Source organism: Roseomonas sp. KE0001, assembly GCF_016107285.1.
Lineage (GTDB): Bacteria > Pseudomonadota > Alphaproteobacteria > Acetobacterales > Acetobacteraceae > Pseudoroseomonas.
Map to the genome: position 1 here is coordinate 129,929 of NZ_RCVQ01000005.1, position 25,724 is coordinate 155,652.

General features: G+C 71.8%; 21 protein-coding genes. 12 read left to right on the forward strand and 9 right to left on the reverse strand.

Annotated features, from left to right (window positions below):
- The first annotated feature begins 2 nt into the window (after nt 1-2).
- From cyoC to D9598_RS11745, 5 genes are all read left to right on the forward strand, one after another.
- On the forward strand, nt 3-632 hold the full coding sequence (gene cyoC, locus D9598_RS11725; RefSeq protein ID WP_198366698.1) for a cytochrome o ubiquinol oxidase subunit III: 630 nt from the start codon (nt 3-5) through the stop codon (nt 630-632).
- Nucleotides 629-1,030 (forward strand): cytochrome o ubiquinol oxidase subunit IV, encoded by a 402-nt coding sequence (cyoD, locus tag D9598_RS11730; RefSeq protein WP_198366699.1) that lies wholly within the window; start codon nt 629-631, stop codon nt 1,028-1,030. Before cyoC ends, cyoD begins: the two co-directional genes overlap by 4 nt.
- Before the next feature lie 71 nt (nt 1,031-1,101).
- Nucleotides 1,102-1,782, forward strand: a complete 681-nt coding sequence (locus tag D9598_RS11735; RefSeq protein WP_255528753.1) for an SURF1 family protein — start codon at nt 1,102-1,104, stop codon at nt 1,780-1,782.
- Nucleotides 1,783-1,804: 22 nt separating this feature from the next.
- Nucleotides 1,805-3,136, forward strand: coding sequence for an ATP-binding protein (locus D9598_RS11740; RefSeq protein WP_198366700.1), 1,332 nt, complete (start codon nt 1,805-1,807; stop codon nt 3,134-3,136).
- Nucleotides 3,126-3,659: a response regulator transcription factor gene (locus tag D9598_RS11745; protein ID WP_198366701.1), complete on the forward strand. Its 534-nt coding sequence runs from the start codon at nt 3,126-3,128 to the stop codon at nt 3,657-3,659. Before D9598_RS11740 ends, D9598_RS11745 begins: the two co-directional genes overlap by 11 nt.
- Before the next feature lie 23 nt (nt 3,660-3,682).
- On the opposite strand, the gene dinB is transcribed toward D9598_RS11745, so the two are convergent.
- From dinB to D9598_RS11770, 5 genes are all read right to left on the reverse strand, one after another.
- Nucleotides 3,683-4,777 carry a DNA polymerase IV gene (gene dinB / locus D9598_RS11750; protein ID WP_198366702.1) on the reverse strand — a complete coding sequence of 365 codons (1,095 nt, stop codon included), beginning with the start codon at nt 4,775-4,777 and terminating at the stop codon, nt 3,683-3,685.
- A 56-nt stretch (nt 4,778-4,833) separates the two neighbouring features.
- On the reverse strand, nt 4,834-5,889 hold the full coding sequence (locus tag D9598_RS11755; RefSeq protein ID WP_198366703.1) for a DUF2332 domain-containing protein: 1,056 nt from the start codon (nt 5,887-5,889) through the stop codon (nt 4,834-4,836).
- Between the two features lie 69 nt (nt 5,890-5,958).
- Complete coding sequence (locus D9598_RS11760) at nt 5,959-7,584, reverse strand: ABC transporter substrate-binding protein (protein WP_198366704.1); 1,626 nt, start codon at nt 7,582-7,584, stop codon at nt 5,959-5,961.
- Nucleotides 7,585-7,678: 94 nt separating this feature from the next.
- Complete coding sequence (locus D9598_RS11765) at nt 7,679-9,442, reverse strand: GMC family oxidoreductase (RefSeq protein WP_198366705.1); 1,764 nt, start codon at nt 9,440-9,442, stop codon at nt 7,679-7,681.
- The gene (locus D9598_RS11770; protein WP_198366922.1) at nt 9,439-10,995 is read right to left on the reverse strand and encodes an ABC transporter substrate-binding protein; all 1,557 of its coding nucleotides are present in this window, start codon (nt 10,993-10,995) and stop codon (nt 9,439-9,441) included. Before D9598_RS11770 ends, D9598_RS11765 begins: the two co-directional genes overlap by 4 nt.
- Before the next feature lie 192 nt (nt 10,996-11,187).
- On the opposite strand from D9598_RS11770, the gene D9598_RS11775 reads away from it, so the two are divergent.
- Nucleotides 11,188-12,078, forward strand: a complete 891-nt coding sequence (locus D9598_RS11775) for a LysR substrate-binding domain-containing protein (RefSeq protein WP_198366706.1) — start codon at nt 11,188-11,190, stop codon at nt 12,076-12,078.
- On the opposite strand, the gene D9598_RS11780 is transcribed toward D9598_RS11775, so the two are convergent.
- Nucleotides 12,079-13,791, reverse strand: coding sequence for an acyl-CoA dehydrogenase family protein (locus tag D9598_RS11780; RefSeq protein WP_198366707.1), 1,713 nt, complete (start codon nt 13,789-13,791; stop codon nt 12,079-12,081). It lies immediately after the preceding gene.
- A gap of 125 nt (nt 13,792-13,916) precedes the next feature.
- Between D9598_RS11780 and D9598_RS11785 the strand changes: the two genes are divergently transcribed.
- Nucleotides 13,917-14,801, forward strand: coding sequence for a LysR substrate-binding domain-containing protein (locus tag D9598_RS11785; protein WP_198366708.1), 885 nt, complete (start codon nt 13,917-13,919; stop codon nt 14,799-14,801).
- Between the two features lie 29 nt (nt 14,802-14,830).
- Here D9598_RS11785 and D9598_RS11790 read toward each other — a convergent pair whose 3' ends face one another.
- Entirely contained in the window at nt 14,831-15,913 is a 1,083-nt protein-coding gene (locus D9598_RS11790; RefSeq protein WP_198366709.1) for a YhcG family protein, read from the reverse strand.
- Between the two features lie 248 nt (nt 15,914-16,161).
- On the opposite strand from D9598_RS11790, the gene D9598_RS11795 reads away from it, so the two are divergent.
- The 5 genes from D9598_RS11795 to D9598_RS11815 are packed head-to-tail and all read left to right on the forward strand — an operon-like array spanning nt 16,162 to nt 22,953.
- On the forward strand, nt 16,162-17,226 hold the full coding sequence (locus tag D9598_RS11795) for a TRAP transporter substrate-binding protein (protein ID WP_370592002.1): 1,065 nt from the start codon (nt 16,162-16,164) through the stop codon (nt 17,224-17,226).
- Entirely contained in the window at nt 17,226-17,861 is a 636-nt protein-coding gene (locus tag D9598_RS11800) for a TRAP transporter small permease subunit (protein WP_198366711.1), read from the forward strand. Before D9598_RS11795 ends, D9598_RS11800 begins: the two co-directional genes overlap by 1 nt.
- Nucleotides 17,858-19,222, forward strand: coding sequence for a TRAP transporter large permease (locus D9598_RS11805; protein WP_198366712.1), 1,365 nt, complete (start codon nt 17,858-17,860; stop codon nt 19,220-19,222). The genes D9598_RS11800 and D9598_RS11805 overlap by 4 nt, the downstream gene beginning before the upstream one ends.
- A 33-nt stretch (nt 19,223-19,255) precedes the next feature.
- The gene (locus tag D9598_RS11810) at nt 19,256-21,319 is read left to right on the forward strand and encodes a hydantoinase/oxoprolinase family protein (protein ID WP_370592003.1); all 2,064 of its coding nucleotides are present in this window, start codon (nt 19,256-19,258) and stop codon (nt 21,317-21,319) included.
- The gene (locus D9598_RS11815) at nt 21,316-22,953 is read left to right on the forward strand and encodes a hydantoinase B/oxoprolinase family protein (RefSeq protein WP_198366714.1); all 1,638 of its coding nucleotides are present in this window, start codon (nt 21,316-21,318) and stop codon (nt 22,951-22,953) included. Before D9598_RS11810 ends, D9598_RS11815 begins: the two co-directional genes overlap by 4 nt.
- Before the next feature lie 50 nt (nt 22,954-23,003).
- On the opposite strand, the gene D9598_RS11820 is transcribed toward D9598_RS11815, so the two are convergent.
- The gene (locus D9598_RS11820; RefSeq protein WP_198366715.1) at nt 23,004-23,927 is read right to left on the reverse strand and encodes a dihydrodipicolinate synthase family protein; all 924 of its coding nucleotides are present in this window, start codon (nt 23,925-23,927) and stop codon (nt 23,004-23,006) included.
- Between the two features lie 17 nt (nt 23,928-23,944).
- Nucleotides 23,945-25,675, reverse strand: a complete 1,731-nt coding sequence (locus tag D9598_RS11825; protein WP_198366716.1) for an IlvD/Edd family dehydratase — start codon at nt 25,673-25,675, stop codon at nt 23,945-23,947.
- Nucleotides 25,676-25,724 lie beyond the last annotated feature (49 nt).

The following is a 25,724-nucleotide window of genomic DNA, read 5'->3' on the forward strand; positions in this document are numbered from 1 at the left end:
TGATGTCGATGCACACGCCGCAGCCGGCGGAAGGTCCGGCCTCCTTCTACGTCCTGGAGGAGGAGCACGCGCATCCCGGGTCCGGCACCATGCTGGGCTTCTGGATCTACCTGATGAGCGATTGCCTCATCTTCGCGGTGCTCTTCGCCACCTACGGGGTGCTCGGCCGCAACTACGCCGCCGGACCCTCGCCGGCCGATCTCTTCGACCTGGGCCTGGTGGCGATCAACACCTCGATGCTGCTCTTCTCCTCGATCACCTACGGCTTCGCCATGCTGGCCATGGTGAAGGGGCGGAAGGGCGCCACCCTGACCTGGCTCGGCATCACCGGCCTGTTCGGCGCCGCCTTCCTCGGGCTGGAGCTCTATGAGTTCCACCACCTGATCCATGTCGGCGCCACGCCGCAGCGCAGCGCCTTCCTTTCCGCCTTCTTCACCCTCGTCGGCACCCACGGGCTGCACGTCTTCTTCGGCTGCGTCTGGCTGGTCACGCTGATGCTCCAGGTGGCGAAGCACGGGTTGATCGCCGAGAACCGCCGGCGGCTGATGTGCCTCAGCCTGTTCTGGCACTTCCTCGACGTCATCTGGATCGGCGTCTTCTCCTACGTCTACCTGATCGGGGTCCTGCCATGAGCGCTCATCCTGAGGCGGCCGGCCAGCATGCCCATGCCGCCCACCATGACGACCATCACGACGAGGGTGCCCATGGCTCCCTCAAGGGCTACCTGATCGGCTTCGGCCTCTCCGTCGTCCTCACCGCCATCCCCTTCTGGCTGGTGATGGGCGAGGTGCTGGAGAGCAGCGTGGCCACCGCCCTGCTGATCATGGGCTTCGCCGTGGTGCAGATCGTGGTGCACATGTTCTTCTTCCTCCACATGAACAGCCAGTCGGAGGAGGGCTGGAACATGCTGGCGCTGATCTTCACGCTGGTTGTCGTGGGGATCACCATCGCCGGCTCGCTCTGGGTCATGTATCACCTGAATGCCAACATGATGCCGCAGATGCTCCACGACATGCGGAGCGTTCCCTGAGACGAGCGGAGGCGGGGCCCGCCGGGGAGGAGACCCCGCGGCGCGGCCTCGCCACCCGCCTGCTGCTCGGCCTGGCGGCGCTTCTCGTCTTCCTCGGCCTGATCGGGCTGGGCAGCTGGCAGTTGCAGCGCCGGGCCTGGAAGCTGGACCTGATCGCCCGGGTGGAGGCGCGTCTCCACGCCGCCCCGGCCCCCGCGCCCGGCCCGGCCGAATGGCCCGCCCTCTCCGCCACGCGGGACGAGTATCGCCGGGTCTCGCTGCGCGGCCACTTCCTGCCGGTGCCCCCGGCCCTGACCCAGGCGACCACCGCCCTCGGCGCCGGCTTCTGGGTGCTCAGCCCGCTGCGGGACGAGGCCGGCTTCACCGTGCTGGTCAATCGTGGCTTCGTCGCCTCCGGGCAGCGGTCGGAGATCGTCACGCCGGTAGGGCCGCAGGAGATCCTCGGCCTGCTGCGGCTGAGCGAGCCGGGCGGCGGCTTCCTGCGCAGCAACGACCCGGCGGCGGACCGCTGGCATTCGCGCGACGTGGCGGCCATCGCCGCCGCCCGCGGCCTGGCGGGCGTCGCGCCCTATTTCGTCGATGCCGAGGCCGGGCCGCCGGGGACGCTGCCGGTTGGCGGCCTGACCGTGACCAGCTTCCGCAACACCCATCTGGTCTATGCCCTGACGTGGTATGCCCTGGCACTGATGGTGGCCGGCGGCACTGCCTATGCGATCCGCGAGGAGTGGCGGGTGCGGCGGAGCGCCGCCTAAAGGTAGGGAGGGCATCGGCGGCATGAGGGAAGGCGGGAACACGGCACCGCCGGATGGCGCGCCGGCCTCGGGCTCGCGGGACACCACGGGCGGCAAGAACCTGTCGCTGCTGATCCAGCTCCGCTGGCTCGCCGTCATCGGCCAGGTGCTGACCATCGGCGTGGTGCATTGGGGCCTCGGCATCGCCCTGCCGCTTCCGGCCATGTCCATGGTGCTGGGCGGGCTGGTCCTGCTCAACCTGGCCAGCCAGCTCCGCCTTCTGCTGCGGCCCCCGCCAGGCTCGCCGGAACTCTTCCTGACCCTCGCCGCGGATGTGATCGCCCTGACCGTGCAGCTCTATCTGAGCGGCGGCGCCACCAATCCCTTCCTCTCGCTCTATCTGCTGCAGATCACCCTGGCCGCGGTGCTGCTGGAGATGCGCTGGACCTGGGCCCTGCTGGCCCTGGCCAGCCTCTGCGGGCTGAGCCTCGCCCTGGTGCACCATCCGCTGGCGCTGCCGCCCGGGATGCGGGAGGACTTCCTGGCCCTGTACCTCCGCGGCGCGCTGGTCTGCTTCCTGCTGGACGCCGTCCTGCTGGTCATCTTCGTCACCCGCATCAGCGGCAACCTGCGGGAGCGCGACGCCAATCTCGCCCGCATGCGGCAGCAGGCCTTCGAGGAGGACCATATCGTCCGCATGGGCCTGCTGGCCTCGGGCGCGGCGCATGAGCTGGGCACGCCGCTGGCCACGGTCTCCGTCATCCTGGGCGACTGGCGCCGGATGCCGGCCTTGCGGGCGATGCCCGATCTGGTACAGGAGATGGAGGAGATGCAGGCGGCGGTGCAGCGCTGCAAGTCCATCGTCGGCGGCATCCTGCGCTCCGCCGGGGAGGCGCGGGGCGAGGCGCCGGCCCTCATCCGCCTCAGGAGCTTCCTGGCGGCCACCGTGGCGGAGTGGCAGGGAAGCCGGCCGGGAACCGCCCTCGCCTATGCCGACAGGATCGGCGAAGACGTCCCGATCATCGCCGATCCGGTGCTGAAGCAGGTCATCGCCAATGTGCTCGACAATGCCCATGAAGCCTCTCCCGCCGGCATCCGCATGGCCGCCCGGCGCCGGGATGGCGATCTCGTCCTCACCGTCAGCGACGACGGACCGGGCTTCCTGCCGGAAATGCTGGCGCGGCTCGGCCGTCCCTACCACAGCAGCAAGGGGCGCGAGGGGCGCGGCCTCGGCCTCTTCCTGGTGGTGAACGTGATGCGCAAGCTCGGCGGCAGCGTCGCCGCGGTCAACCGGCCGGGCGGCGGCGCGACCGTGACCCTGACGCTGCCGCTGGCGGCGCTGGCCCTGCCGGCCGGGGCCCAGCATGGCGGATGAGCGGCTGCTGCTGATCGTCGAGGACGATGCCAGCTTCTCCCGCACCCTGCGGCGCTCCTTCGAGCGCCGCGGCTACGAGGTGCTGCTGGCGAGCGGCCTGGACGAGACCCTTGCCCTGCTGCAGCACCGCTCGCCGCATTACGCGGTGGTCGACCTGAAGCTGGAGGGCGCCTCCGGCCTCGCCTGCGTCCAGGCGCTGCACGCGCATGATCCGGAGATGCTGATCGTCGTGCTCACCGGCTTCGCCAGCATCGCCACGGCGGTGGAGGCGATCAAGCTCGGCGCCTGCCACTATCTCGCCAAGCCCTCCAACACGGATGACATCGAGGCCGCCTTCGGCAAGGCGGAGGGCGATGCCGAGGCCGAGCTGGATGGCACGCCGACCTCGATCAAGACGCTGGAATGGGAGCGCATCCACCAGACCCTGGCGGAGACCGGCTTCAACATCTCCGAGACGGCCCGGCGGCTTGGCATGCACCGGCGCACCCTGGCGCGCAAGCTGGAGAAGCGGCAGGTCCGCTGAGGCACCCTCCGGGACCCGCCTCCTCACAACCCCAGCGCCAGTTGCCGCGGCTGTCCTTCCACGGCCTCGGCGCCGAGATTGGAGAGGGTGATGCCGAGCAGCCGCACGCCGCCCGGCGCGGGGAAGACCGGGCGCAGCAATTCCTCGCCGATGCGGGCCATGGCCTCGCGCGAGGCGATCGGCACTGCACCGGAGCGGCTGCGGGTGATCTGGCGGAAATCGGCGAACTTGACCTTCACCGTGACGGTCCGGCCGGCATGCCCCTTCCCGCCGGCCGCCTGCCAGACCTTGTCCAGCAGGGGTTGCAGAGCCTGCCACGCCGGCTCCCACTGCGTCAGATCGCGCTCGAAGGTGGTCTCGGCGCCGATCGACTTGCGCAGGCGGTCGGGGTTCACCGGCCGCTCGTCCTCGCCCCGCGCCACGCCGTAGTAGAAGCGGCCGGCCTTGCCGAAATGCTGCGTCAGGAAGGCCAGGTCGCGGTCACGCAGATCGCGGCCCGTATGGATGCCGAGGCGGTGCATGCGCGCCGCCGTGGCCGGGCCGATACCGTGGAACCGCTCCACCGCCAGATCCTCAACGAAGCCGGGACCCAGGCGCGGGGTGATGACGAAGAGGCCGTCCGGCTTGCGGTGGTCCGAGGCCAGCTTGGCCAGGAACTTGTTGTAGGAGACGCCGGCCGAGGCGGTCAGCCCGGTCTCGGCGCGGATCGCGGCGCGGATCTCCTCGGCGATGGCGGTGGCCGAGCCGAGGTCGCGCAGCGGGTGGGTGACGTCGAGATAGGCCTCGTCCAGCGAGAGCGGCTGGATCAGCGGCGTGTAGCGGGCGAAGATGTCGTGGATCTGCCGGGAGACCGCCCGGTAGACGTCGAAGCGCGGCTTGACGAAAACCAGCTCCGGGCATTTCCGCCGCGCCGTGACCGAGGGCATGGCCGAGCGGACGCCGAACCGGCGCGCCTCGTAGCTGGCCGCCGCCACCACGCCCCGCTCCCGCGCCCCGCCGACGGCGAGGGGAATGCCACGCAGGGCCGGATTGTCGCGCTGTTCCACGGATGCGTAGAAGGCATCCATGTCGATATGGAGGATGCGGCGATACGCCGCCAGGGCTGCGAGGGCGGACATCGAACAGCCAGCCTAGCACCGCCTGCCCGCGAGAACAAAGAGGGACCTTCCGCCCGCTAGCCGCCCGTCCAGTCGACGGTCTGGCCGTGCGCCTGCGCCGTGGCCAGCAGGCTCTCGCCGCCGCCGGGCCACAGGGTCAGCCGCAATTCGGGGCGGGCCTCGGCCTGTGGCGGCTCGAAGCGCAGCCAGGCCAGCGGGGCGGTGGCCGTGGCGCGGGCACCGGCCTCGGACAGGGCGCCGGCGATGCGCGCCCGGGTGGCGGCTGGCATGTATTGCCACATGATCGAGTGGTAGAGCACGGTGGCCTGGCCCTCCGCCGGCTCGGCCAGGCGCGCCGCCACCCAGTCGCCCGCATCGGCGGGCTCGACCCGCGACCCGGCGCCGAGCGCCAGGGCGATCGCGCCGTCGAGCCGCGCCAGCCGGTCCCGCTGGTCCGGCCAGACATAGGCGCGCAGGCGCAGCCTCTGGGCCGGGTCGCGGAGATCGACCGGGCTGCGGTCGCAGGCGCCACGGCTGGCGACGCGGACCGGCGCCGCCAGGGGCGGCAAGGGCCCGGTCCATCGCGGCGCGAGACGGACCGGGCTCGCCGGATCGCCCCAGACGGCATCGCCCAGGGTGTAGTGAAAGCGGTCCCAGAGCAGGTTCAGCCCCGCGCTCGCGCCGATCTCCAGCAGGCGCAGGGGCAGGCCGGCCCGATGGGCGATCTCCAGGAAGCCGCCCAGCAGCACGCCGGAGCGGCCGACCTCGTTGGTCTGCGGCGGCGAGGCCAGGAAGGCGGCGATCTCCGCCCGCCGCGCCAGGAGCACGGCGCGCAGGGCCGCGGCATCCGGCGCATCGGCCCGCGCATTGGCCTGGGGCGGATAGCAGGCGGCCAGCGCCGGCGCCTCGCCGGACAGGACCAGGGCATGCAGGGCGCCGGCCAGGCGCAGCGCCAGGGCATCGGCGACCGGATCGCCGGGCCAGTGCCCGGCCAGGTCCGCCGCGGGTCCGCCCGCCGCGATATCCTCCGCCAGCAGGCCGAGCAGGCGGGCGGTGAAGGGCGAGCCCAGGCGCTCGCACCAAGCGATCTGCTTCCTGAAGGCCTCCAGCACCGCGGCGCGCCGTTCCGTCATCGCGACCCTCCTTCCCCCGGCCCTTCTCCCCGGCCAGGGAAGGGCGCGGCGGCGGTGCCGTCAACCGCCTCAGGGCGCCGTCTTCTCCAGATTCCAGAACACCGGCACCGGCGTCTGCAACAATCCGGTGACCGTGCGGCGATAGGCGATAGGCGCGAAGAACTGACCGAGCGGGACGATCGGCACCAGAGCCGAGGCTTCCTGCTGGATCTGGTCCAGGAGCGCCGCGCGCCTCTCCGGCGCGCTCTCCCGCGCCCAGGCATCCTTCAGCGCCTCGATGCGCTTCGAGCAGGCCCAGCCGGCGTAGGAGGCATCGGTGCAATTGGTGCTGAGCGCCACATTGGCCACCGGATTGTCCAGCTCGAAGCCGTAGGACCACATGGGAAAGATGTTCCAGCCACCCTGCGCCGGTGCGTCCTGGCGGTTGCGGCGGGACATCATGGTGGCGAAGTCCATGGTCTGCAGATCGACCGTCAGCCCGGCGGCGCGCATCCGCTCGGCCGCCAGCATGCCGAAGCCGCGGATGATCTCGTTGTCGCCCGGCGCGATCAGCACCACCGGCCGGCCGTCATAGCCGGCCTCGCGGAACAGCCGGGCCGCCGCCGCCGCATCGCCCTGGCGCAGCCACTCGGCGTGCTTCTGGTTCTCGTTCAGCCCGCCGCAGGACAGGAAGCTGTAGCATTCCCGCCAGTACTTCCCGTCGCTGCCCGCGGTGACGGCCATGAAGTCCGGCTGCCGCATCAGCATGGCCAGCGCCTGCCGCGCCTCCGCCTTGTCGAAGGGGGGCTGGCGATGGTTGGGACGGAGGAAGCCGTACTGCCCCTGCCGGCCATGCACAGCGACGACGATCTCCCGGTTGCGCTCCAGCACCGGCAGCAGATCCAGCGGCGGGGTCTCGTAGATGTCGATCTCGCCGGTCTGCAACGCGGCCACCGCGGAGGCGGAATCCGGCAGGATCAGCCAGTCCACCCGGTCGACCCGCGCCACCTTGCCGCCGGCGAAGCCGCTGGCCGGCTCCGGGCGCGGCCGGTAGTCGGGGTTGCGGCGATAGACCAGCCGGTCGCCCGGGCGGTGCGCGGCGCTGTCGAAACGGAACGGGCCGGAGCCGATGATCCGCTTCACCGGCGTGGTGATGTCGCTCTCCGCCTCCTCGGCGCGCATCACGAAAAGCGCGGTGGAGGTCGGCTTGGCGAAGGCCTCCAGCAGCAGCGGCGTGTCGCTGTCGAGGGTGACGGCGAAGCGGCGCTCGTCGATCACCTCCAGCGCCATGCCCATCTCGGCCAGCTTGCGGCCGCTGGTGTCGCGCCGCGCCCAGCGGCGGATCGAGGCCACGGCATCGGCGGCGGTGACCGGCCGGCCGTCGTGGAACAGCAGGCCGGGGCGCAGCGTCAGGGTGCGGCGCCGGCCGTCCTCGCTCGCCTCGACACTCTCCACCATCTGCGGCCGCGGCGTCAGCGTCTCGTCCAGCGCGAAGAGCGTGTCGTAGACGAGATAGCTGTGCTGATGGGTGATGGAGAGCACGTTGACGATGGAGTCGAGCGTGCGCGGCTCGGCCGAGGCGGCGTAGCGCAGCACCGTCTCGGCGCGGGCCGGGACCAGCGGCGCCGCGAGACCGGCGAGCAGGAGGGGGGCAAGCAGGATGGGGGCGAGCCGGCGGAGCCGGAGCCCGGGCTTGCAACGGACAGGCAGAGACATCGCAACCTCCTTGAGGCGTGGTACGTCATCCTCGCCGTGCTTCCGGCGCGTTTCGCTCCCTCTCCCCTCCCCCGGCGGGCGGCCGTCCCTGGCCTCAGCCGCGGCCGGCCAGGGCCATGAGGGGGATGGCCTTTTCCTGGCCGCGCAGCATGTCGGCGATCTTCTCCGCCATCATGATCACCGGCACGTTCAGATTGGCGCAGGGAATGGTCGGCATGAGCGAGGCATCGCAGACCATCAGCCCCTCCACGCCGATCACCCGCCCGGCCGGGTCGCACACCGCCCGCGGGTCGGCCTCGTCGCCGAGGCGGCAGGTGCCGCAGGGATGCCAGACGCCGCCGACATGCCGGCGCAGATGCAGCCGCAGCGCGTCCTCCTCGGCCAGCAGCAGGTCGAGGGGCGCCACCCCCTCCTGCGCCATGGCGAGGATGCGGCGGCGGATCGCCGGGCTGCGGTCCATCGCCGGCCCGGCCAGGGCGGTCAGCAGGCCGTTGCGGCGCGAGGGGCGGAGCAGCCTCTTCACCTCCTCGGAATAGGTCGAGGGAAAGGTCTCCAGCACCGTGCCGGCCAGGCCCGGCGCCCGCAGCACCCCGGCGGCCAGGCGGAAGGCGTCGGCCAGCCGCTCCAGGTCGCGCGCATCGGAGAGCATGCGGAAATCCACCAGCGGCGGCCGGTCGGGGTCCGGCGTGGCGAGCGTGACCTGGCCCTGGGAATAGGACTTGTTGACCCAGGAGAAGAGGGTGGCGATGCGGTGGCCGACGGCATGCCAGCCGGAGCGGGTGTTGACCGCCGTGTGCATGTCGCCCGGCGGCGTGCCCTCCATCCGGGAGGACCAGCGCAGGATCGACTGGATGTGGTAGCGCTCGCCGCCGGGCAGCCGCGCCTCGGGGCGGATGAAGGCCGACATGCCGATCGAGGGGTGTTCCAGCAGGTTGCGCCCCACCCCCTCCCGGGCCGCGACCACGGCGATGCCGAGGCCGGCCAGGGCGCGGCCGGGGCCGATGCCGCTGCGCATCAGCAGCGCCGGGGCATGCAGCGCGCCGCTGCTGACGATGACCAGCCTGGCCGCCACCTCCAGCAGCTCGGCGCCGCGCCGCAGCCGGGCACCCCTGGCGCGGTGGCCCTCGAAGAGGACGGCCTCGGCGCGGGTCCCGGTCCAGATCGTCAGGTTGGGGCGCCGCCGCACCGCCTCGGTCAGGTAGACCGTCGCCGTCGAGGTGCGGAGGCCGTCACGGTCGAGGTTGACGGTGATCGGATAGACCCCGTCCTCCCAGGCACCGTTCTGGTCCTCCCGCGAGGCGTGGCCCTGGCGGTTCAGCTCGGCTTCGACCTGACGGGCGAAGCCGGTGTGCAGGGCGCGCGGGATGCGCTGGATGGGCAGCGGCCCCTCGGCGCCATGCAGCGCCGTGTCCCCGGCCAGGTCGAGATCGGTCTCCAGCTTGCGGAAGTAGGGCAGCACCGAGGACCAGCCCCAGCCGGCGGCGCCCGCGGCCTCCCACTCGGCATAGTCGTGCGGCGAGCCGCGATTGGCGCCGATGCCATTGATCGAGGAGCCGCCGCCCAGGATGCGCGCCTGCTCGTAGGGCCGCTCGGTGACGCCGCCCTGGTTGCCGGGGTCCCGCCCCATGCCGACGCGCAGCCCGGGCCAGGTGTTGGCGGCGTTGAAATAGGCGCGGCCGGGATAGGGCGAGGCGATGTCGCGCGGCATGGCGCCGGGGCGCAGGTCGCGCCCGGCCTCCACCAGCAGGACGCGGCGCTGCGCGTCCTCGCTGAGCCGCGCGGCCAGGACGCAGCCCGCCGAGCCGCCGCCGAGGATCACGACGTCGAAGCGGCCGGCGAGGTCGGGAGCCTGGCTCATGCCGCGTCCTTGCGGACATTCCAGAAGAAGGCGGCGGAGCCGGGCCGCACGCCCTGGATGCCCTTGCGATAGGCCATGCTGGAGAAGTACTGCCCGAGCGGCAGGCTCGGCACGTCCTCGAAGGCGAGCGCCTGGATGCGGTCCATCAGCCCCTGGCTGGCGGCGGCGTCGGGCGCGGCGAGCCACTCGGCGGTCAGCCGCTCCATCTCCGGACTGGCGTACCAGCCGGCCCAGCCCTTCTCGCCCTGGCCGCGGATGGTGGCGTTCATCGCCGGATTGGCGATCGACACGCTGGGCCAGTTGGTGTGATAGAGGCTCCAGCCGCCCTGCCCGGCCGGCGCGCGGGAGAAGCGGCGCTGCAGCACGCTGCCCCAGTCCATCTCCTGCAGGTCCACCTTCATCCCCAGCTCGCGCAGCAGCGCCGCGGTGACCTGGCCATGCGGGCCGATCGAGGGGTAGTCGGTCGGGTTGATGATGACGACGGTCTCGCCCTGGTAGCCGGCGGCCTTCACCGCGGCGCGGGCGGCGTCGAGGCGGCCCGGCATGGCCTCGGTCCAGGGCTGCTTCACCTCGGGCAGGCCGCAGGGGAACATGGCGCGGCATTCGCGCCAGCTCTCGCGGTCATCGCCCATGATGGCGCGCATGTAGTCCTCCTGCCGGATGGCGGAGAGCACGGCGCGGCGCATCGCCGGTTTGTCGAAGGGCGGTTGCAGGTGGTTGAAGCGGGCCACCGAGATGAAGCCGTAGGGGTCCTGCCGCTGCAGCGTGATGGCGCGGTTGCGCGCCAGCAGGGGCACCAGGTCGGGCAGCACCTGCTCCCACCAGTCCACCTCGCCCGACTGCAGCGCCGCGGCGGCGGTCGCCGGGTCGGGCATGACCATCCATTCCAGCCGGTCGAGTTCCGCGCGCTTGCCGCCCGCGGTCCAGTCCGGCGCGCCCTCGCGCGGGACATAGCCCTCGAAGCGCGCGTAGACGCTGCGGCTGCCGGAGACATATTCGTCGGCCAGGAAGCGGAAGGGCCCCGAGCCCACCATCTCGGTCACCGGCTTCGTCGGGTCGGTCCGGGCCAGCCGCTCGGGCATGATGAAGGCGGGCGAGGAATGCGGCTTGCCGATCGCCTCCAGCAGGCGGGGGAAGGGCCGCTTCAGCCGCACCACGAGGGTCCGGTCATCCGCGGCCTCGAAGGCCTCCACGGCGGCGCCGAGGGTCTGGCCGAAGGTGTCGCGCTGGCTCCAGCGCGCCAGGCTGGCGGCGCAGTCCCGCGCCAGCACCGGCTCGCCGTCGTGGAAGCGCAGCCCCTCGCGCAGGCGGATGCGCCAACTCAGCCCGTCCGGCGCCGCCTCGGCGCCTTCCGCCATCTGCGGTTGCGGCCGCATCTGCCCATCGACGCCGTAGAGCGTGTCGAAGACGCAGTAGCCATGCGTGATGGTGACGGCGGCGGTGGTGAAGACCGGATCGAGCGTGGAGAGGTTGGCCTGGGGCACGAAGCGCAGCACGCGCCCGCTGGCCGCCCGGCCCAGGCGGGGCGCGGCCAGCGGCAGCCCGGCCGCCATCGCGGCCCGGAATACGTCACGACGTCCGATCAAGACAGAACTCTCCCTTCCTGGGCCGCCCCCGGCATCCCCATCCCGGCGCGCTTCTCCGGCGCGGCCGGAAGGAGGCTAGTCCCGCCCGCCACGGCTCGACAAATCGGCAGCTTTGTGGGGGTCATAGGAAAATCCTATGCCGTTCGAAGAGGGCCGCGCATGAACCTGCGCCAGATGGAGGTCTTCCACGCCATCATGCACGAGGGTAGCGTCACCGGCGCGGCGCAGGCGCTGGGCGTGTCGCAGCCCTCGGTGAGCGAGATGCTGCGGCTGGCCGAGGCCCGGATCGGCCTCACCCTGTTCGAGCGCCGGCACGGGCGGCTGCATCCGACGGCCGAGGCGCGCAGCCTCTTCGCGGAGGTCGAGAAGGTCTTCGAGGCGGTCCGGCGGGTGCATCGCGCCGCCGCCATGCTGCGCGATGCCGAGACCGGCCTGTTGCGCATCGCCAGCATCAATGCGCTGGGCCTGGCCCTGGCCCCACGCCTGCTCGGGCGCTTCGCCGCCGCCGCCCCCGGGATCGAGGGCCGGCTCGCCATCCTGCGCCGGCACGAGCTGAGCGAGGCCCTGCTGAGCGGCGAGTTCGACCTCGGGCTGGTCTTCCTGAGCGGCCAGGATCCCCGGCTGCGGCGACAGGAGCTGGCGCGCCGCCCGCTGCGCTGCCTGGTGCCCGAGGGGCACGCGCTGGCCGGCCGCGCCGGCCTGACGCTGCGGGAGCTGGCGGCCGCCCCGCTGATCGGCTTCTCGCGGTTGCAGACCCTGCACACCCTGCTGCGCCGGATCTTCGCGGAGGCGGAACTGGCCTATCGCCCGGTGGCCGAGGTCGAGCACATCATCCAGGCCTGGACCATGGTGCAGGCCGGCGCCGGGCTCGCCATCGTCGATCCCTTCTCCGGCATCGGCCCGCTCTTCCCCGGCCTGCGCGAGATCCCGCTGCTGGCGCCGGCCGAGCTGGCGCTGGAAGCGATCCATTCCGCCGAGCGCCCGCTCTCCCTGGCGGCGCAGGCCTTCCTGCGCCATGCCGGGGCCCTGCTGGCCGAAGCCGGCGGTTGATCAGCCCGCGCCCGGATCGGGCAGCAGCGCCAATAGCTCCTCCCCCATCCCGGCCTCCCCCATCCCGGCCTCCAGGGGGTCGCGCGGCAGCAGCCGGTGCCGCAGCACCAGCCGCGCCAGCTCGCCCCGCCGTTCCAGCCCGGCATGGCCGCCCTCCCAGGCCAGGGCCACGGCCGAGGTCAGGTGGTAGAGTGCCGAGGCGGCCTGCCGCGCCAGCGCCGGCTCCTCCTGCGCCCGCTCCGCCAGGGCCAGGGTGCGGCCGAGCAGCGGCAGCGCCTCCGGCAGGGCGGCGCCATTGCCGAGAAGGCCGCGGAGATGCCACTCCAGCACCGGCAACGAGCCCTCCCGCGCGGCGGCGCGCAGCACGTCGAGCGCGACGATGTTGCTGGTGCCTTCCCAGATGCTGCCGAGATGCGCATCGCGCAGCAGCCGGGCATCGGGCCATTCCTCGATATAGCCGCAGCCGCCGCGCACCTCCATCGCGTCGCCCGTGACCTTGCGGGCATCGCGGCAGGCGCGGAACTTGATCAGTGGCGTCAGGATGCGCAGCAGGGCATAGGCGCCCTCCTCCCCCACATCGGCGCGGCGCAGCGCCTCGGCGGTCTGGAAGACCATGCTGCGTGCCTGCTCCATCGGCAGCAGCATCTTGGCGAGCTGCCTCTGCATCAGCGGCATCTCGACGAGGCGCTTGCCGAAGGCCCGCCGCCGGTGCGCGACGAACAGCGCCTCGGTCATGGCGCGGCGCATCAGCCCGGCGGCGCGCACGCCGTTCGAGAGGCGGGAATTGTTAACCATGTCGGCCATCTGCTTGAAGCCGGCGCCGGGATCGCCCACCAGCCAGGCCGTCGCGCCCTCCAGCCGCACCTCGCCGCTGGCCATGGAACGGGTGCCGAGCTTGTCCTTCAGCCGGACGATGCGGTAGCGGTTCGGCGTGCCGTCCGGCAGCATCCGGGGCAACAGGAAGAGCGAGACGCCCTTCAGACCCTCCGGGCCGCCCTCGCGCCGCGCCAGCACCATGGCCAGCCCGGCATCGGCGTTGGAGCAGAACCACTTGTCACCGGTGAGCGACCAGCTTCCGTCCGGCCGCTCGGCCGCCAGGACGCTGGTGGCGGCGATGTCGGAACCGGCGCCCTGCTCGGTCATGAACATGGCGCCCTGGTGCAGCGCGTCGAGGTCCTGGCTGGTCAGGGCCGGCAGATAGCGCGCGACCAGCTCCGGCGCGCCGAACTTGCGCAGCGTGCGCGTCAGGCTGTCCGTCATGCTGACCGGGCAGCAGAGGCCGAACTCGGCCTGCACGAAGAGATAGGTGATGAGATACTTGGCCGCCGGCGGCATCGGCTCCGGCCAGCCCAGCACGCCGCCGCGGTGCGAGAGCGCGGCGAGGCCGAACTCGCCGAAGGCCAGGCGTTCCATCTCGCGATAGGCGGGGTGGTAGTCGATATGCTGGTCGTCCTGGCCGCGCCGGTTGCGCGGATGCAGCACCGGCGGATTGCGGTCGGCGATGCCGGCCAGCTCGTCCAGCCGGCCGCCCGCCAGGCCGCCCAGCCGCTCGAGATGCGGCGCCAGATGCGCCAGCAGCGGCGCCGGCAGGTAGAGCGCGGCCAGCCGCGCCAGCTCCGGATCGGCCCGCCAGAGGTTGAGGTCGCGGCTGTCCGGCACCGCCTCGGCACCGGTGGGCTGAGGGGCAGGCGTGTGGAGGGGGCGGATGTGCATGTGAGCGGCCTCGTTCCCGGTGTTCCCGACAGGTGTCGTCCCTGGTGGGCGGACGCTGCGCGCGGCGGGCCGGCGCCGCAACCGATTTTCAGGACGGGAGCCGTTGCGCTAGGCTCAACACCCCCATGGTCTCCCGCCGGCTGCCTTCGCTCACCGCCCTGCGTGCCTTCGAGGCCACCGCCCGTCATGGCGGCATGCGCCGGGCCGCCGCGGAACTGCATGTGACGCCCGGCGCGGTCAGCCGCCAGGTCCGGCTGCTGGAGGAGGAGCTGGGCCGGCCGCTCTTCATCCGCGGCGCCCGCGGGCTCGACGCCACGCCCGCCGGCGCGGTCCTGGCCGCCGCCCTGCACGAGGCGCTGGGCCGCATCGCCACGGGACTGGACGACGCCCTGGCCCTGCCGCCGGCGCGGCGGCCGCTGACCATCGGCGCCTACGCCCATTTCGCCAGCCGCTGGCTGATCCCCCGCTGGGGGCGGTTGCGCGCGGCGCATCCGGACCTCGACATCGCGCTGACCACCAGCGCCGACCCGCAGGCGCTGCGGCCTTCCCGCTTCGACGCCGTCATCGCCGTGGCCGATCCCCGTCCGCGTCCGGGCCTGCTCTGCTGGCCGCTGGTGCCGATCGAGACCGTGCCGGTCTGCGCGCCGGCCCTTGCCGGCCCACCCTTCGACTGGTCCCGGCAGCATCTGCTGCATTCCCGCCAGCGGCCGCGCGACTGGGCCCGGTGGCTGGCGGCGGCTGGCATCGCCGGAGTGGATTCCGAGGGCGGCAGCCATTTCGAGAGCGTCGCGCTGGCGCTCGATGCGGCCGCGGGCGGGCTGGGCGTGGCGCTGGCGATCCGCGCCCTGGTCGCGCCGGACCTGGAAAGCGGGCGTCTGGTCGTCCCCGCGCCCTTCATCCGCCGCAGCCGGCGCTGCTTCGTGCTGCAGCAGGAGGCGGAGCGGGCGGCGGAACCGGGCCTCGCCCGCTTCCGGGACTGGCTCCTGGCGGAGGCCGGCGCGCCGGGCTGAGGCCCCCGGACGTCAGCGGCGGCGCCGGCTCAGCCCTCCCCGCCCGGCTCCGGCAGATCCCCATCCGGCAGATCCATGCGGCTGGCGATGTCCTCGCCGGAGGGCAGCGCCTCGGCCAGCGCGCCGGGCAGGGCCTCGGGCAGCATCACCCGGTACTGCGAGACGCCGATCGGGCTGCCCAGGCCGCGCAGGGCGTATTCCACCACCACGCGGTTGCGCTCGCGGCAGAGGATCAGGCCGATGCTGGGATTGTCGCCCGGCTGCCGCTCCATCTCGTCCAGCGCGGCGAGGTAGAAGTTCATCTTGCCGGCATGCTCCGGCTGGAAGGGACCGGTCTTGAGGTCCACCGCGATCAGGCAGCGCAGGCGGCGGTGGTAGAAGAGCAGATCCACGTACCAGTCCTGGCCGCCGACCTCGAGGTGATGCTGGCTGCCGCAGAAGGCGAAGCCCTTGCCCAGCTCCAGCAGCACGTCCCGCACCCGCGCGATCAGCCCCTGCTCCAGCGCCCGCTCCTGCGCCGCCGGGCCGAGGCCGAGGAACTCGAAATGATAGGGGTCCTTCAGGATCTGCCGCGCCAGGTCGGACTGCGCGGGCGGCAGGGCCCGGTCGAAATTGGTCACCGCCTGGCCCTGGCGGGCATGCAGCCGGCTCTCGATCTGATGGACCAGCACGGGGCGGCTCCAGCCCTGCTCCAGCGCCGCCTCGGCGTACCAGAGCCGCTCGGCGGGGTCCTTCAGCTTGCTCAGCAGCTCGATGTTCTGCCCCCAGGGCAATCGTCCAACGACCCGTTGGACGACCTCCGCCTCCGGCCACGCCTCCGCGAAGGCGCGCATGTAGAGCAGGTTGGCACGGGAGAAGCCGCCGGTGCCGGGGAAGGCGGCGCGCAGGTCGGCGGCCAGGCGCCCGACCACCCCGGCGCCCCAGCCCAGGCGCTCCTGCCGCTCCAGGATCTCGCGGCCGATGCGCCAGTAGAGGCCGATCAGCTCGGCATTGACGGAGAGGGACGCGCGCAGCCGCGCCGCGCGGATCTGTGCCTTCAACGCCGCCAGCCACGCCGCATAGCCGGCGGGCATCGCCTCCGTCCCGGGGCGGATACCGCTGTCCTTCTCCATGCTCCCTGCTAGCATCGCCTCGCAGCGCTTGCGAGACGGCGCGGGGTCGATAAAGGAAATCTATCACCCCGATCAAAACTAACGATTCGACAGCCCATCGGGCTCTGGTTTCGATAAGCGCGACAGGACCGCCGAAAAGACGCGGCCAGGGAGAGACCGCCAGCAGCGGATGGAACCACTGCGGCTATGGGGGCTACGGAACCATGGAATTTTCACGCTGGATGGCCAGGGGCAGGTCTCTTGGCCTCGTGGCCCTGTTGGGCCTCGCCGCCCCTCTCGGCGCCCCTCCCGGCGCCCAGGCGCAGATGCCGGCGAGCCTGCCGGACGGGCCGAAGCTGCGCATCGTCGCGGTGACCCAGCCGCTTCCGACACAGCCGCAGTACACCCGCGTCGACGTGCCCTATCTCCGCGAGGCGCTGACCCAGCGCTCGAACGGCCGGCTGACCGTGCAGCTCGGCACCCATGCCGAACGCAATCTCTCGGGCAATGAGATCGTCCGGCTGGTGCGTTCGGGCCAGGTCGATATCGGCGCCGGCACCCTCTCCACCCTCTCGGGCGATGTCCCGATCCTGGACGGCATCGATCTCTCGGGCCTGACGCCCGATATCGGCAAGGCGCGGCGGATCGCCGAGGCGCTGCTGCCGGTGGCCAACAAGGAGCTGGAGCGCTTCAACACCAAGCTGGTGCTGCTCTACCCCTTCCCGGCGCAGGTGCTGTTCTGCCGCCAGCCCTTCCAGTCGCTGGCCGACATGAAGGGCCGCAAGATCCGCACCTTCGGCAATTCGCTGGTCGATCTGGTGAACACCATCGGCGGCCAGCCGATCAGCATCGGCTTCCCCGAGGTCTACAGCGCGCTGGAGCGCGGCGTCGCCGACTGCGCCGTGACCGGCACCGGCAGCGGCGCCTCGGCCAAGTGGCCGGAGGTGACGACGCATATCTCCGACCTGCCGCTCTCCTGGGCCGTCGCCGGCTACATGGTCAACCTCTCCTGGTGGAACCGGCTCGACCCGCAGGTGCGCGGCTTCCTCGAGGGCACCTTCGCCGAGATGAACGACAAGCTCTGGGCGCTCGGCGACGCGGCGACGCGGGACGGCATCGATTGCAGCATCGGCAAGGCCGAGGCGTGCAAGATCCATCCCCTCGCCGCCAAGCCGATGACCGAGGTGAAGGCCACCGAGGCAGACCGCGCCCTGGTGCGGGAGGCGGTGCAGAGCACGGTCCTGCCGGGCTTCGTCAAGCGCTGCGGCGCGCGCTGCGGCGAGATCTTCAACCAGGTGGTCGCGCCGATCGCCGGGGTGGAGTACCGGCCGTGATGACCCGGGCCGGGGAAAGGACCCCGGCGCCGCTCCGCGCCGCGCGGGCGGTCCGCCACGGCATCTCCCGGGCCGTCGCGTTCATGGCCTACCTGGCCGGCTGGAACTACATCCTGTGCGCCCTTTTCATCACCGGCGACGTGCTCGGCCGCACCTTCCTGCAGGTCTCGAGCGCGGCGACGGTGGAAATCACCAGCTACATGCTCGCCTGCGGCATCTCCTGGTCCCTGGCGCATACCCTGGCCTCGCGGGCGCATATCCGCGTGGACGTGCTGGTGAACCGCATGCCGCTGCGGCTGCGCACCATCCTGCATGTCTTCGCGCTGGTCCTGCTCGGCGGCTTCGCCGTCTTCGTCGCCTGGGCCGCCTGGTCGCTGCTCGACGAATCGCTGATGTTCGACGCGCATGACAACAGTGCCCTGCATCTGCCCATGGCGATCCCGCAGGGAATCTGGGCCTTCGGGATGGCGAGCTTCGTCGTGATGATCGTGGCGCTGCTGGTGGAGGCCATCCTGGGCCTGCTCCTCGGCCGCTTCCAGGAGGTGGACCAGATGCTCGGCAGCCGCAGCATCGACGACGAGGCGGAGGAGGCGCTGGAGGCCGTCGCCATGGCACGCGAGGGGCATCCGGCATGATCGCCATCGTCTTCCTCCTCGGCCTGCTCGGCGTGCTGGTCTTCGCCGCCGCCTCGGGAGGGACGGCGCTGCCGCTACCCGAGATCCTCGGCCTGATCGCCGTCTTCGTGGTCTTCTTCGGCGCCGGCGTGCATATCGCGGCGGTGCTCGGTATCCTGGCGCTGATCACCGGCGTGCTCTTCTCGGACCGCCCCTTCTGGCTCTTCGCCGGCCAGACCTTCTGGGGCCCGTCCAGCAATTTCGTGCTGATCGCCGTGCCCCTCTTCCTCCTGATGGGCGAGATCCTGCTGCGCGCCGGCTTGTCGGACCGGCTCTACCGCGCGCTCAACATCTGGCTGAACCGCCTGCCGGGAGGGCTGCTGCACACCAACATCGCCTCCTGCGCGCTGTTCTCGGCGATCTCGGGCTCCTCCGTCGCCACGGCGGCGACCATGGGCTCGGTCGCCCTGCCCTACTTCAACGACACCCGGTACAATCCGCGCATGGTGCTGGGCTCGCTCGCCGCCGGCGGCGCGATGGGCAACCTGATCCCGCCCGGCATCACCTTCATCGTCTACGGGCTGATCACCGAGACCTCGGTCGGCGCGCTGTACATCGCCGCCATCCTGCCGAGCATCCTGGTGACGCTGCTCTTCATCGGCGTCATCACCGTGCACGGGCTGCGCAACCCGCTCGACCGGCCGCCGCCGCTGCCATGGTCGATCAAGCTGCGCGCCCTTGGCGGCCTGGTGCCGACATTGCTGCTGATCATCCTGGTGCTCGGCTCGATCTATGGCGGCTACGCCACGCCGACCGAGGCGGCGGCGCTCGGCGTCGTCGGCGCCGCGGTCTTCGCCGTCATCGAAGGGCGGCTCTCGCTCAGGATGCTGAACGCGGCGGCGGAAGCCACGGCGCGCAACACCGCGCTGCTGGGGCTGATCATCCTCGGCGCCTACCTGCTGAACTACATCCTGACGGCGATCGACGTGCCGCAGACCGTGGCCGACACGATCAGCCACCTGCCGGTGCCGCCCTGGGCCATCATGCTGGCGATCATCGGCATGTACTTCGCGCTCGGCACCTTCATGGAGGGCTTCTCCATGATCATCACGACGGTGCCCGTGGTCTTCCCGATCGTCGTCGGCCTCGGCTACGACCCGATCTGGTTCGGCGTCGTCGTCACCATGCTGGTGGAGATCGCGCAGATCAGCCCGCCGGACGGCACGGTGATGTACGTGCTGCAGGGCATGCGCCCGAAGGGCGGGCCGATCACCGATGTCTTCGTCGGCGTGATGCCGTTCCTGATCGCCTACCTCATCGCCGTGGCCGCCATGATGGTCTGGCCCGGCCTCGCCACCTGGCTGCCGGCCGTGATGGGCTGAGCCGCCATGTCCTCCCCTTCACACGGAGCCTCCGTGAGCATCACTCCCTTCATCCGGATCGGCATCGACATCGGTGGCACCTTCACCGACCTGCAGATCCTGGACGAGCGCGACGGCGCCCTGCGCAGCCTGAAGACGCCGACCACCCCGGAAGATCCCTCGATCGGCCTGCTGGCCGGGCTGCGCGAGGCGGCTGACCGCCATGGCTTCGCCCTCTCCGATATCCGCCTGCTGCTGCACGGCACCACCATCGCCACCAATGCCGTGCTGGAACGCCGGCTGGCGCGTGGCGTGCTGCTGACGACGGCCGGCTTCGAGGATGTCCTGGAGATCGGCCGTCACAGCCGGCGCGACATCTACGGCCTGAAGCCGGCGCATGAGGCGCCGCTGATCCCGCGCGACCGGCGCCTCGGCGTGCCGGAACGCATCCGCGCCGATGGCGGTGTGGAGCGCGCCCCGGAGCCCGCCGCCATCGCCGCGCTGATCGACCGCCTGGCGGCGCTGGAGGCGGAGGCCGTGGCGGTCTGCCTGCTCAACGCGCATGTCAACCCGGCGCATGAGCAGCTCCTGGCCCGGGCGCTGCGGCAGGCGCGGCCGGACCTTCCGGTCTGTCTGTCGAGCGAGATCAGCCCGGAGATCCGTGAGTACGAGCGCAGCTCCACCACGGTGCTGAACACGCTGCTGATGCCGGTGGTCGGCGCCTACCTGCAAAGGCTCACCGGCCGCCTGGCCGAGGCCGGGATCGGCGCGCGGCTGCTGCTGGTGCAGTCCAACAGCGGCGTCTGCGGCGCCGAGACGGCGGCGCTGCAGCCGGCCCGCCTGCTGCTCTCGGGCCCGTCGGGCGGCGCCCTGGCGACGCTGCGCATGGCCGAGGCGCTGGCGCGGCCGAACCTGCTCGGCGTCGACATGGGCGGCACCAGCTACGATGTCTGCGTGGTGCGCGACGGCGCGGTGACGCGCATGACCCAGGGCGAGATCGACCACCTGCCCGTCCGCCTGCCGATGATCGAGATCCGCACCATCGGCTCCGGCGGCGGCTCGCTCGCCTCGGTGGACGAGGCCGGGCGGCTGAAGGTCGGCCCGCGCAGCGCCGGCTCGCGCCCCGGCCCCGCCTGCTACGGGCGCGGCGGCACCGAGCCCGCCGTGACCGATGCCAATCTCGCCCTCGGCCGGCTCGATCCCCGCTTCTTCCTGGGCGGGGCCATGCCGCTCGACGCCGCGGCCTCCGCGCGCGCCGTGGCCGAGCATGTCGGCGCGCCGCTCGGGCTGGAGACGCCGGCCGCCGCCGCCGGCATCCTGGCCGTGACCGACACCAACCTCGCCGCCGCCGCCCGGCTCAGCCTGTTCGAGAAGGGGCTCGACCCGCGCGACTTCAGCCTGCTCTCCTTCGGCGGCGCCGGCGGCCTGCACGCCATCCCCGTGGCCGAGGAGCTGGGCATTCCGGAGGTGATCTTCCCCGCCGATGCCTCGACCTTCTCGGCCTTCGGCATCCTGCATTCCGACATCGTGCACGATGTGGCGCGCAGCCGCGTGATGCCGGCGGCGCCCGAAAGCCTGCCCCGCATCGGCGACTTTCTCGATGCCCTGCGACAGCAGGGCGCGGCGCTGCTCGACGCCGATGGCGTGGCACCGGCGGACCGGCGCCTCGCCGTCGCCGCCGACCTGCGCTATCGTGGCCAGGCCTTCGAGCTGGTGACCCCCTGGGAAGAGCCGGCGGCGGAGCCGGCGGCGCTGGAGCGGCTCCTGGCCGCCTTCCACGCCGCGCACCGGCAGCGCTTCTCCTACAGCAACCCCGAGGCGCCGGTGGAACTGGTGGCGCTGCGCCTCAGCGCGACCGGCCTGCTCGCCAGGGCCGAGGCACGCCGCGCCCCCGGACGCGGCGCCGAGCGCGCGCCCGAGGCCCGGCGCGTCTGGCTCGGCGATGGCTGGCGGGAGGTGCCGGTGCATCAGCGCGAGCGGCTCACCGGCCGCATCGCCGGCCCGGCGCTGATCGAGGAAGAGTACACCACCATCTATCTCGGCCCCGGCTGGGACTGCGCGCCCGGGCCCGAGGCCACGCTGATCGCCCGCCGCGCCGGCACGGAGGCCGCCCGATGAGCCCCTCGCTCGACCCTGTCGCGCTGGAGATCCTGCGCAACGCCCTGACCGCCGCCGCGGCCGAGATGGACGTCACGGTCTGGCGGACCAGCCGCTCGACCATCGTGCGCGAGCTGCTCGACTACTCGACGGCGATCTTCGATGCGGAGGGCTACAATGTCGCCCAGTCGGCGCGCATCCCGCAGCATCTCAACTCGATGAGCACCGGCCTGCTCACCGTGGTGCGCGACTTCCTGCCGCTGGACGGGTGGGGGGATGGCGACGTCGTCATCACCAACGATCCCTACTGCGGCGGCCAGCACATCCCCGACATCCTGGCCTTCCGCCCGGTCTACGCGGAAGGCCGGCGCGTCGCCATCGTCGGCACGCTCTGCCACCATCTCGACATGGGCGGCATGGCCGCGGGCTCCTACGCCGCGGCCGCGACGGAGGTGTTCCAGGAGGGGCTGCGCATCCCGCCGCTGAAGCTCGTGAAGGGCGGGGTGCTGAACGAGGATGTCCTGGCCATGATGCGGCAGAATGTCCGCCGGCCGGACATGCTCTGGGGCGACCTCCAGGCGCAGCTCGCCTCGCTCTCCGTGGGCGAGGCCAATCTGCGCAAGCTGGCGGGGCGTGTCGGCGCCGCGACGCTGGTCGAGGCCTGCGCCCGCATCCTCGACGGCTCGGAGCGGGCGATGCGCGCCATGATCGGCCGCATCCCCGACGGGCGCTATGAATTCGAGGACTTCCTCGATGACGACGGCATCGATCCCGAACCGATCCGTATCCACGCGGCGGTGGAGGTGAAGGGCGAGGAGATGGTGATCGACCTCTCCGGCTGCGGGCGGCAGGCGGTGGGGCCGGTCAATGCCACCCTCGCCTCCTCGGGCTCGGCCGTCTCCTACGCGGTGATGGCCATCGCCGATCAGGAGATTCCGCCCACCGCCGGCTGCTACCGTCCCGTCACGGTGATCGCGCCCGAGGGCAGCATCGTCAACGCGCGCCATCCGGCCCCCGTCGCCAACCGCGTCGCGGTCAGCCACCGGCTCGCCACCACGCTGCTCGGCGCGCTGCACCAGGCGGTGCCGGACCGCGTGCCGGCGGCCTATTACGGCGTCTCCTACGTCTGCTCCTTCCAGACCATCGGGGCGGATGGCGAGCGCGGCGTGCTGGTGGAGATCGAGGTGGGCGGCAGCGGCGCCCATGCCGATACGGACGGGCTGAGCGGCTACACCTACGGCATGCACAACAACTCGAACATCCCGGTGGAGATGATCGAGAGCGAGTTGCCGCTGACGCTCACGGGCTACGGCCTGCTGCCGGATTCCGGCGGGGCGGGGCGGCAGCGCGGCGGGCTCGGCCTGTTCCGCGAATGGCGCATCGACAGCGTGGAGGCGATCTTCACCGCCAACCTGGAGCGCTTCAGGTTCCGCCCCTACGGGCTTGAAGGCGGCGAGCCCGGCCGCGCCGGCGCGCTCTGGCTGATCCGCGACGGCGAGCGCAGGCCGCTGGGTTCCAAGGTGAACAACCTGCGGCTGATGAAGGGCGACGTGATCCGGCTGGAGACCTCGGGAGGTGGCGGCTATGGCCGGCCGGAGGATCGGGCGGAGGCGGCGCGGCGGACGGACCGCGCGCTCGGCTACGTCACCGCCTGAGGGTCGCGGGAAGCGTCCGGGGGAGCCGCGCCCCCCCCCGGAGGCCTGCCCTACTTCCCCCAGCGCAGCGCCATCGCGTCGAGATCGCGTGCGATCTCGATCAGCCCCTGGCGCGCCGCCGGATGCAGCGGCGGCAGAGGTGCGCGCGGTGCGTCGCAGGCGATGATGCCGCCTTCCCGCATCAGCGCCTTGGCCGCCAGCAGCCCGCATTGCCGGTTCTCGTGGTTGATCAGCGGCAGCCAGCGATGGTATCCGGCCTTGGCCGCCTCCCGGTTGCCGGCCAGATAGTCGCGGACGATCGGCACCAGCCCGTCCGGATAGCCGCCGCCGGTCATGCTGCCCGTGGCCCCGGCGTCGAGGTCGGCCAGCAGGGTGATCGCCTCCTCGCCGTCCCAGGGGCCCTCGACCGCCTCGCCGCCCTCGGCGATGAGCTGCCGCAGCTTGGCGGCGGCGCCCGCCGTCTCGATCTTGAAGTAGGCGACATGCGCGATCTCGCGCGCCATCCGCGCCAGGAAGCCCGGCGGCAGCGGCGTGCCGGCGGCCGGCGCGTCCTGGATCATGATCGGGATCTCGATCGCGTCGGACACCGTGCGGAAGAAGTCGAAGATCGCCGCCTCGCCGAAGCGGAAGGTGGCGCCGTGATAGGGCGGCATGATCATCACCATGGCCGCGCCCTGCTCCTGCGCGTGGCGGCTGCGCGCGGCGCAGATCCGCGGGCTGGTGTGCGTGGTGGTGACGATCACCGGCACCCGCCCCGCGACGTGGCGCAGGATGGCCTCGGTCAGCACCTCCCGCTCCTCATCGGCGAGCAGGAACTGCTCGGAGAAGTTCGCCAGGATCGAGAGCCCGTCCGAGCCGGCCTCGATCATGAAGTCGAGGCAGCGGCGCTGCCCCTCCAGGTCCAGCGCGCCATGCTCGTCGAAGATCGTCGGCACCACCGGGAACACGCCCCGGTACAGCGTCGGATGCGCCATGTCTTGTCTCCTTCCCTTCAGTGATTGTCACGCGGCACGGGCGAGCCGCTGCGGCCGACCAGGAAGTCGAAATCGGCGCCCTGGTCCGCCTGAAGCACGTGATCGACATAGAGCCTGGTATAGCCCCTGTCGAAATGCGGCGCCGGCGGCACCCAGGCGGCGCGGCGGGCGGCCAACTCGGCCTCGTCCACATGCAGGTGCAGGCTGCCGGCCTTGACGTCGAGGGTGATGAGATCGCCGGTCCGCACCAGGGCCAGCGGCCCGCCGGCCGCCGCCTCCGGCGCCACATGCAGCACCACGGTGCCATAGGCGGTGCCCGACATGCGGGCATCGGAGATCCGCACCATGTCGCGCACCCCCTGGCGCAGCAGCTTCTGCGGCAGCGGCATGTTGCCGACCTCGGCCATGCCGGGATAGCCCTTGGGGCCGCAGTTCTGCAGCACCATGATGCAGTCGGCGTCGATCTCCAGACTGTCGTCGTTCACCGCGTGGTGCAGGTGCTCGATGCTATCGAAGACCACGGCGCGGCCGGTGTGCCGCATCAGGTGCGGCGAGGCGGCGGACGGCTTGATCACCGCGCCGTCGGGCGCCAGGTTGCCGCGCAGGATGGCGATGCCGGCATCGGGCTTGAAGGGCTGCTCCGGGGTGGTGATGACCTCCCGGTTCCAGCAGCGCGCGTCCTTGACGTTGTCCCAGATGCTCCGGCCGTTGACGGTCAGCGCGTCCTTGTGCAGCAGGCCCTGCTCGCCCAGGTCGCGCAGCACCACGGGCAGGCCGCCGGCGTAGTAGAAATCCTCCATCAGGTACTCGCCGGAGGGCATCAGGTTCACCTGGCAATGGACGCCGCGGCCCAGCCGGTCGAAATCCTCCAGCGTCAGGTCGACGCCGATGCGCCGCGCGATGGCGATGAGATGCACCACCGCGTTGGTCGAGCCGCCGATGGCGGCCAGGGTGCGGATGGCGTTCTCGAAGGCCTCCCGCGTCAGGATCCTCGTGGGTGTCAGGTCCTCTCCCACCATCTCGACGATGCGGCGGCCGGCCATGCGGGCCAGCTCGTTGCGGCGGGCGTCGACGGCGGGGATGGCGGCGTTGGTCGGCAGGCCGATGCCCAGCGCCTCCACCATCGAGGCCATGGAGGAGGCCGTACCCATGGTCATGCAGGAACCATGGCTGCGGTTCATCCCCGCCTCGGCCTCATGGAACTCCTTCAGCGTGATCTCGCCGGCGCGGAGCTGCTCGCTCATCGAGATGATGCTGGTGCCGGAGCCGATCATCCTGCCCTGATAGACGCCGCGCAGCTGCGGCCCGCCGGAGACGCCGATGGCGGGAAGATCGGCGCTGGCCGCGCCCATCAGCAGCGCGGGCGTCGTCTTGTCGCAGCCCATCAGCAGCACGACGCCATCCAGCGGATGGGCGCGGATGCCCTCTTCCACATCCATCGCCGCGAGGTTGCGGTAGAGCATGGCGGTGGGGCGCATCGTCACCTCGCCCAGCGAGGAGACGGGGAATTCCAGCGGGAAGCCGCCGGCCTCCAGCACGCCGTAGCGGACATGCTCGGCGATGGTGCGGAAGTGGCTGTTGCAGGGGTTGAGCTCGGACCAGGTGTTGCAGATGCCGATGACCGGCCTGCCCTCGAACTGGTCCTGCGGAATGCCGCGATTCTTCAGGAAGGAGCGGTAGTAGAAGCCCATCTTGTCCTGCCGGCCGAACCAGGCCTGGCTGCGCAGCGTTTTCTTGTCGTGTGTCATGGCGCGTTTCCTCGGGAGACGGCAGGGGCGCCGCGTCCGAGCAGGCTAG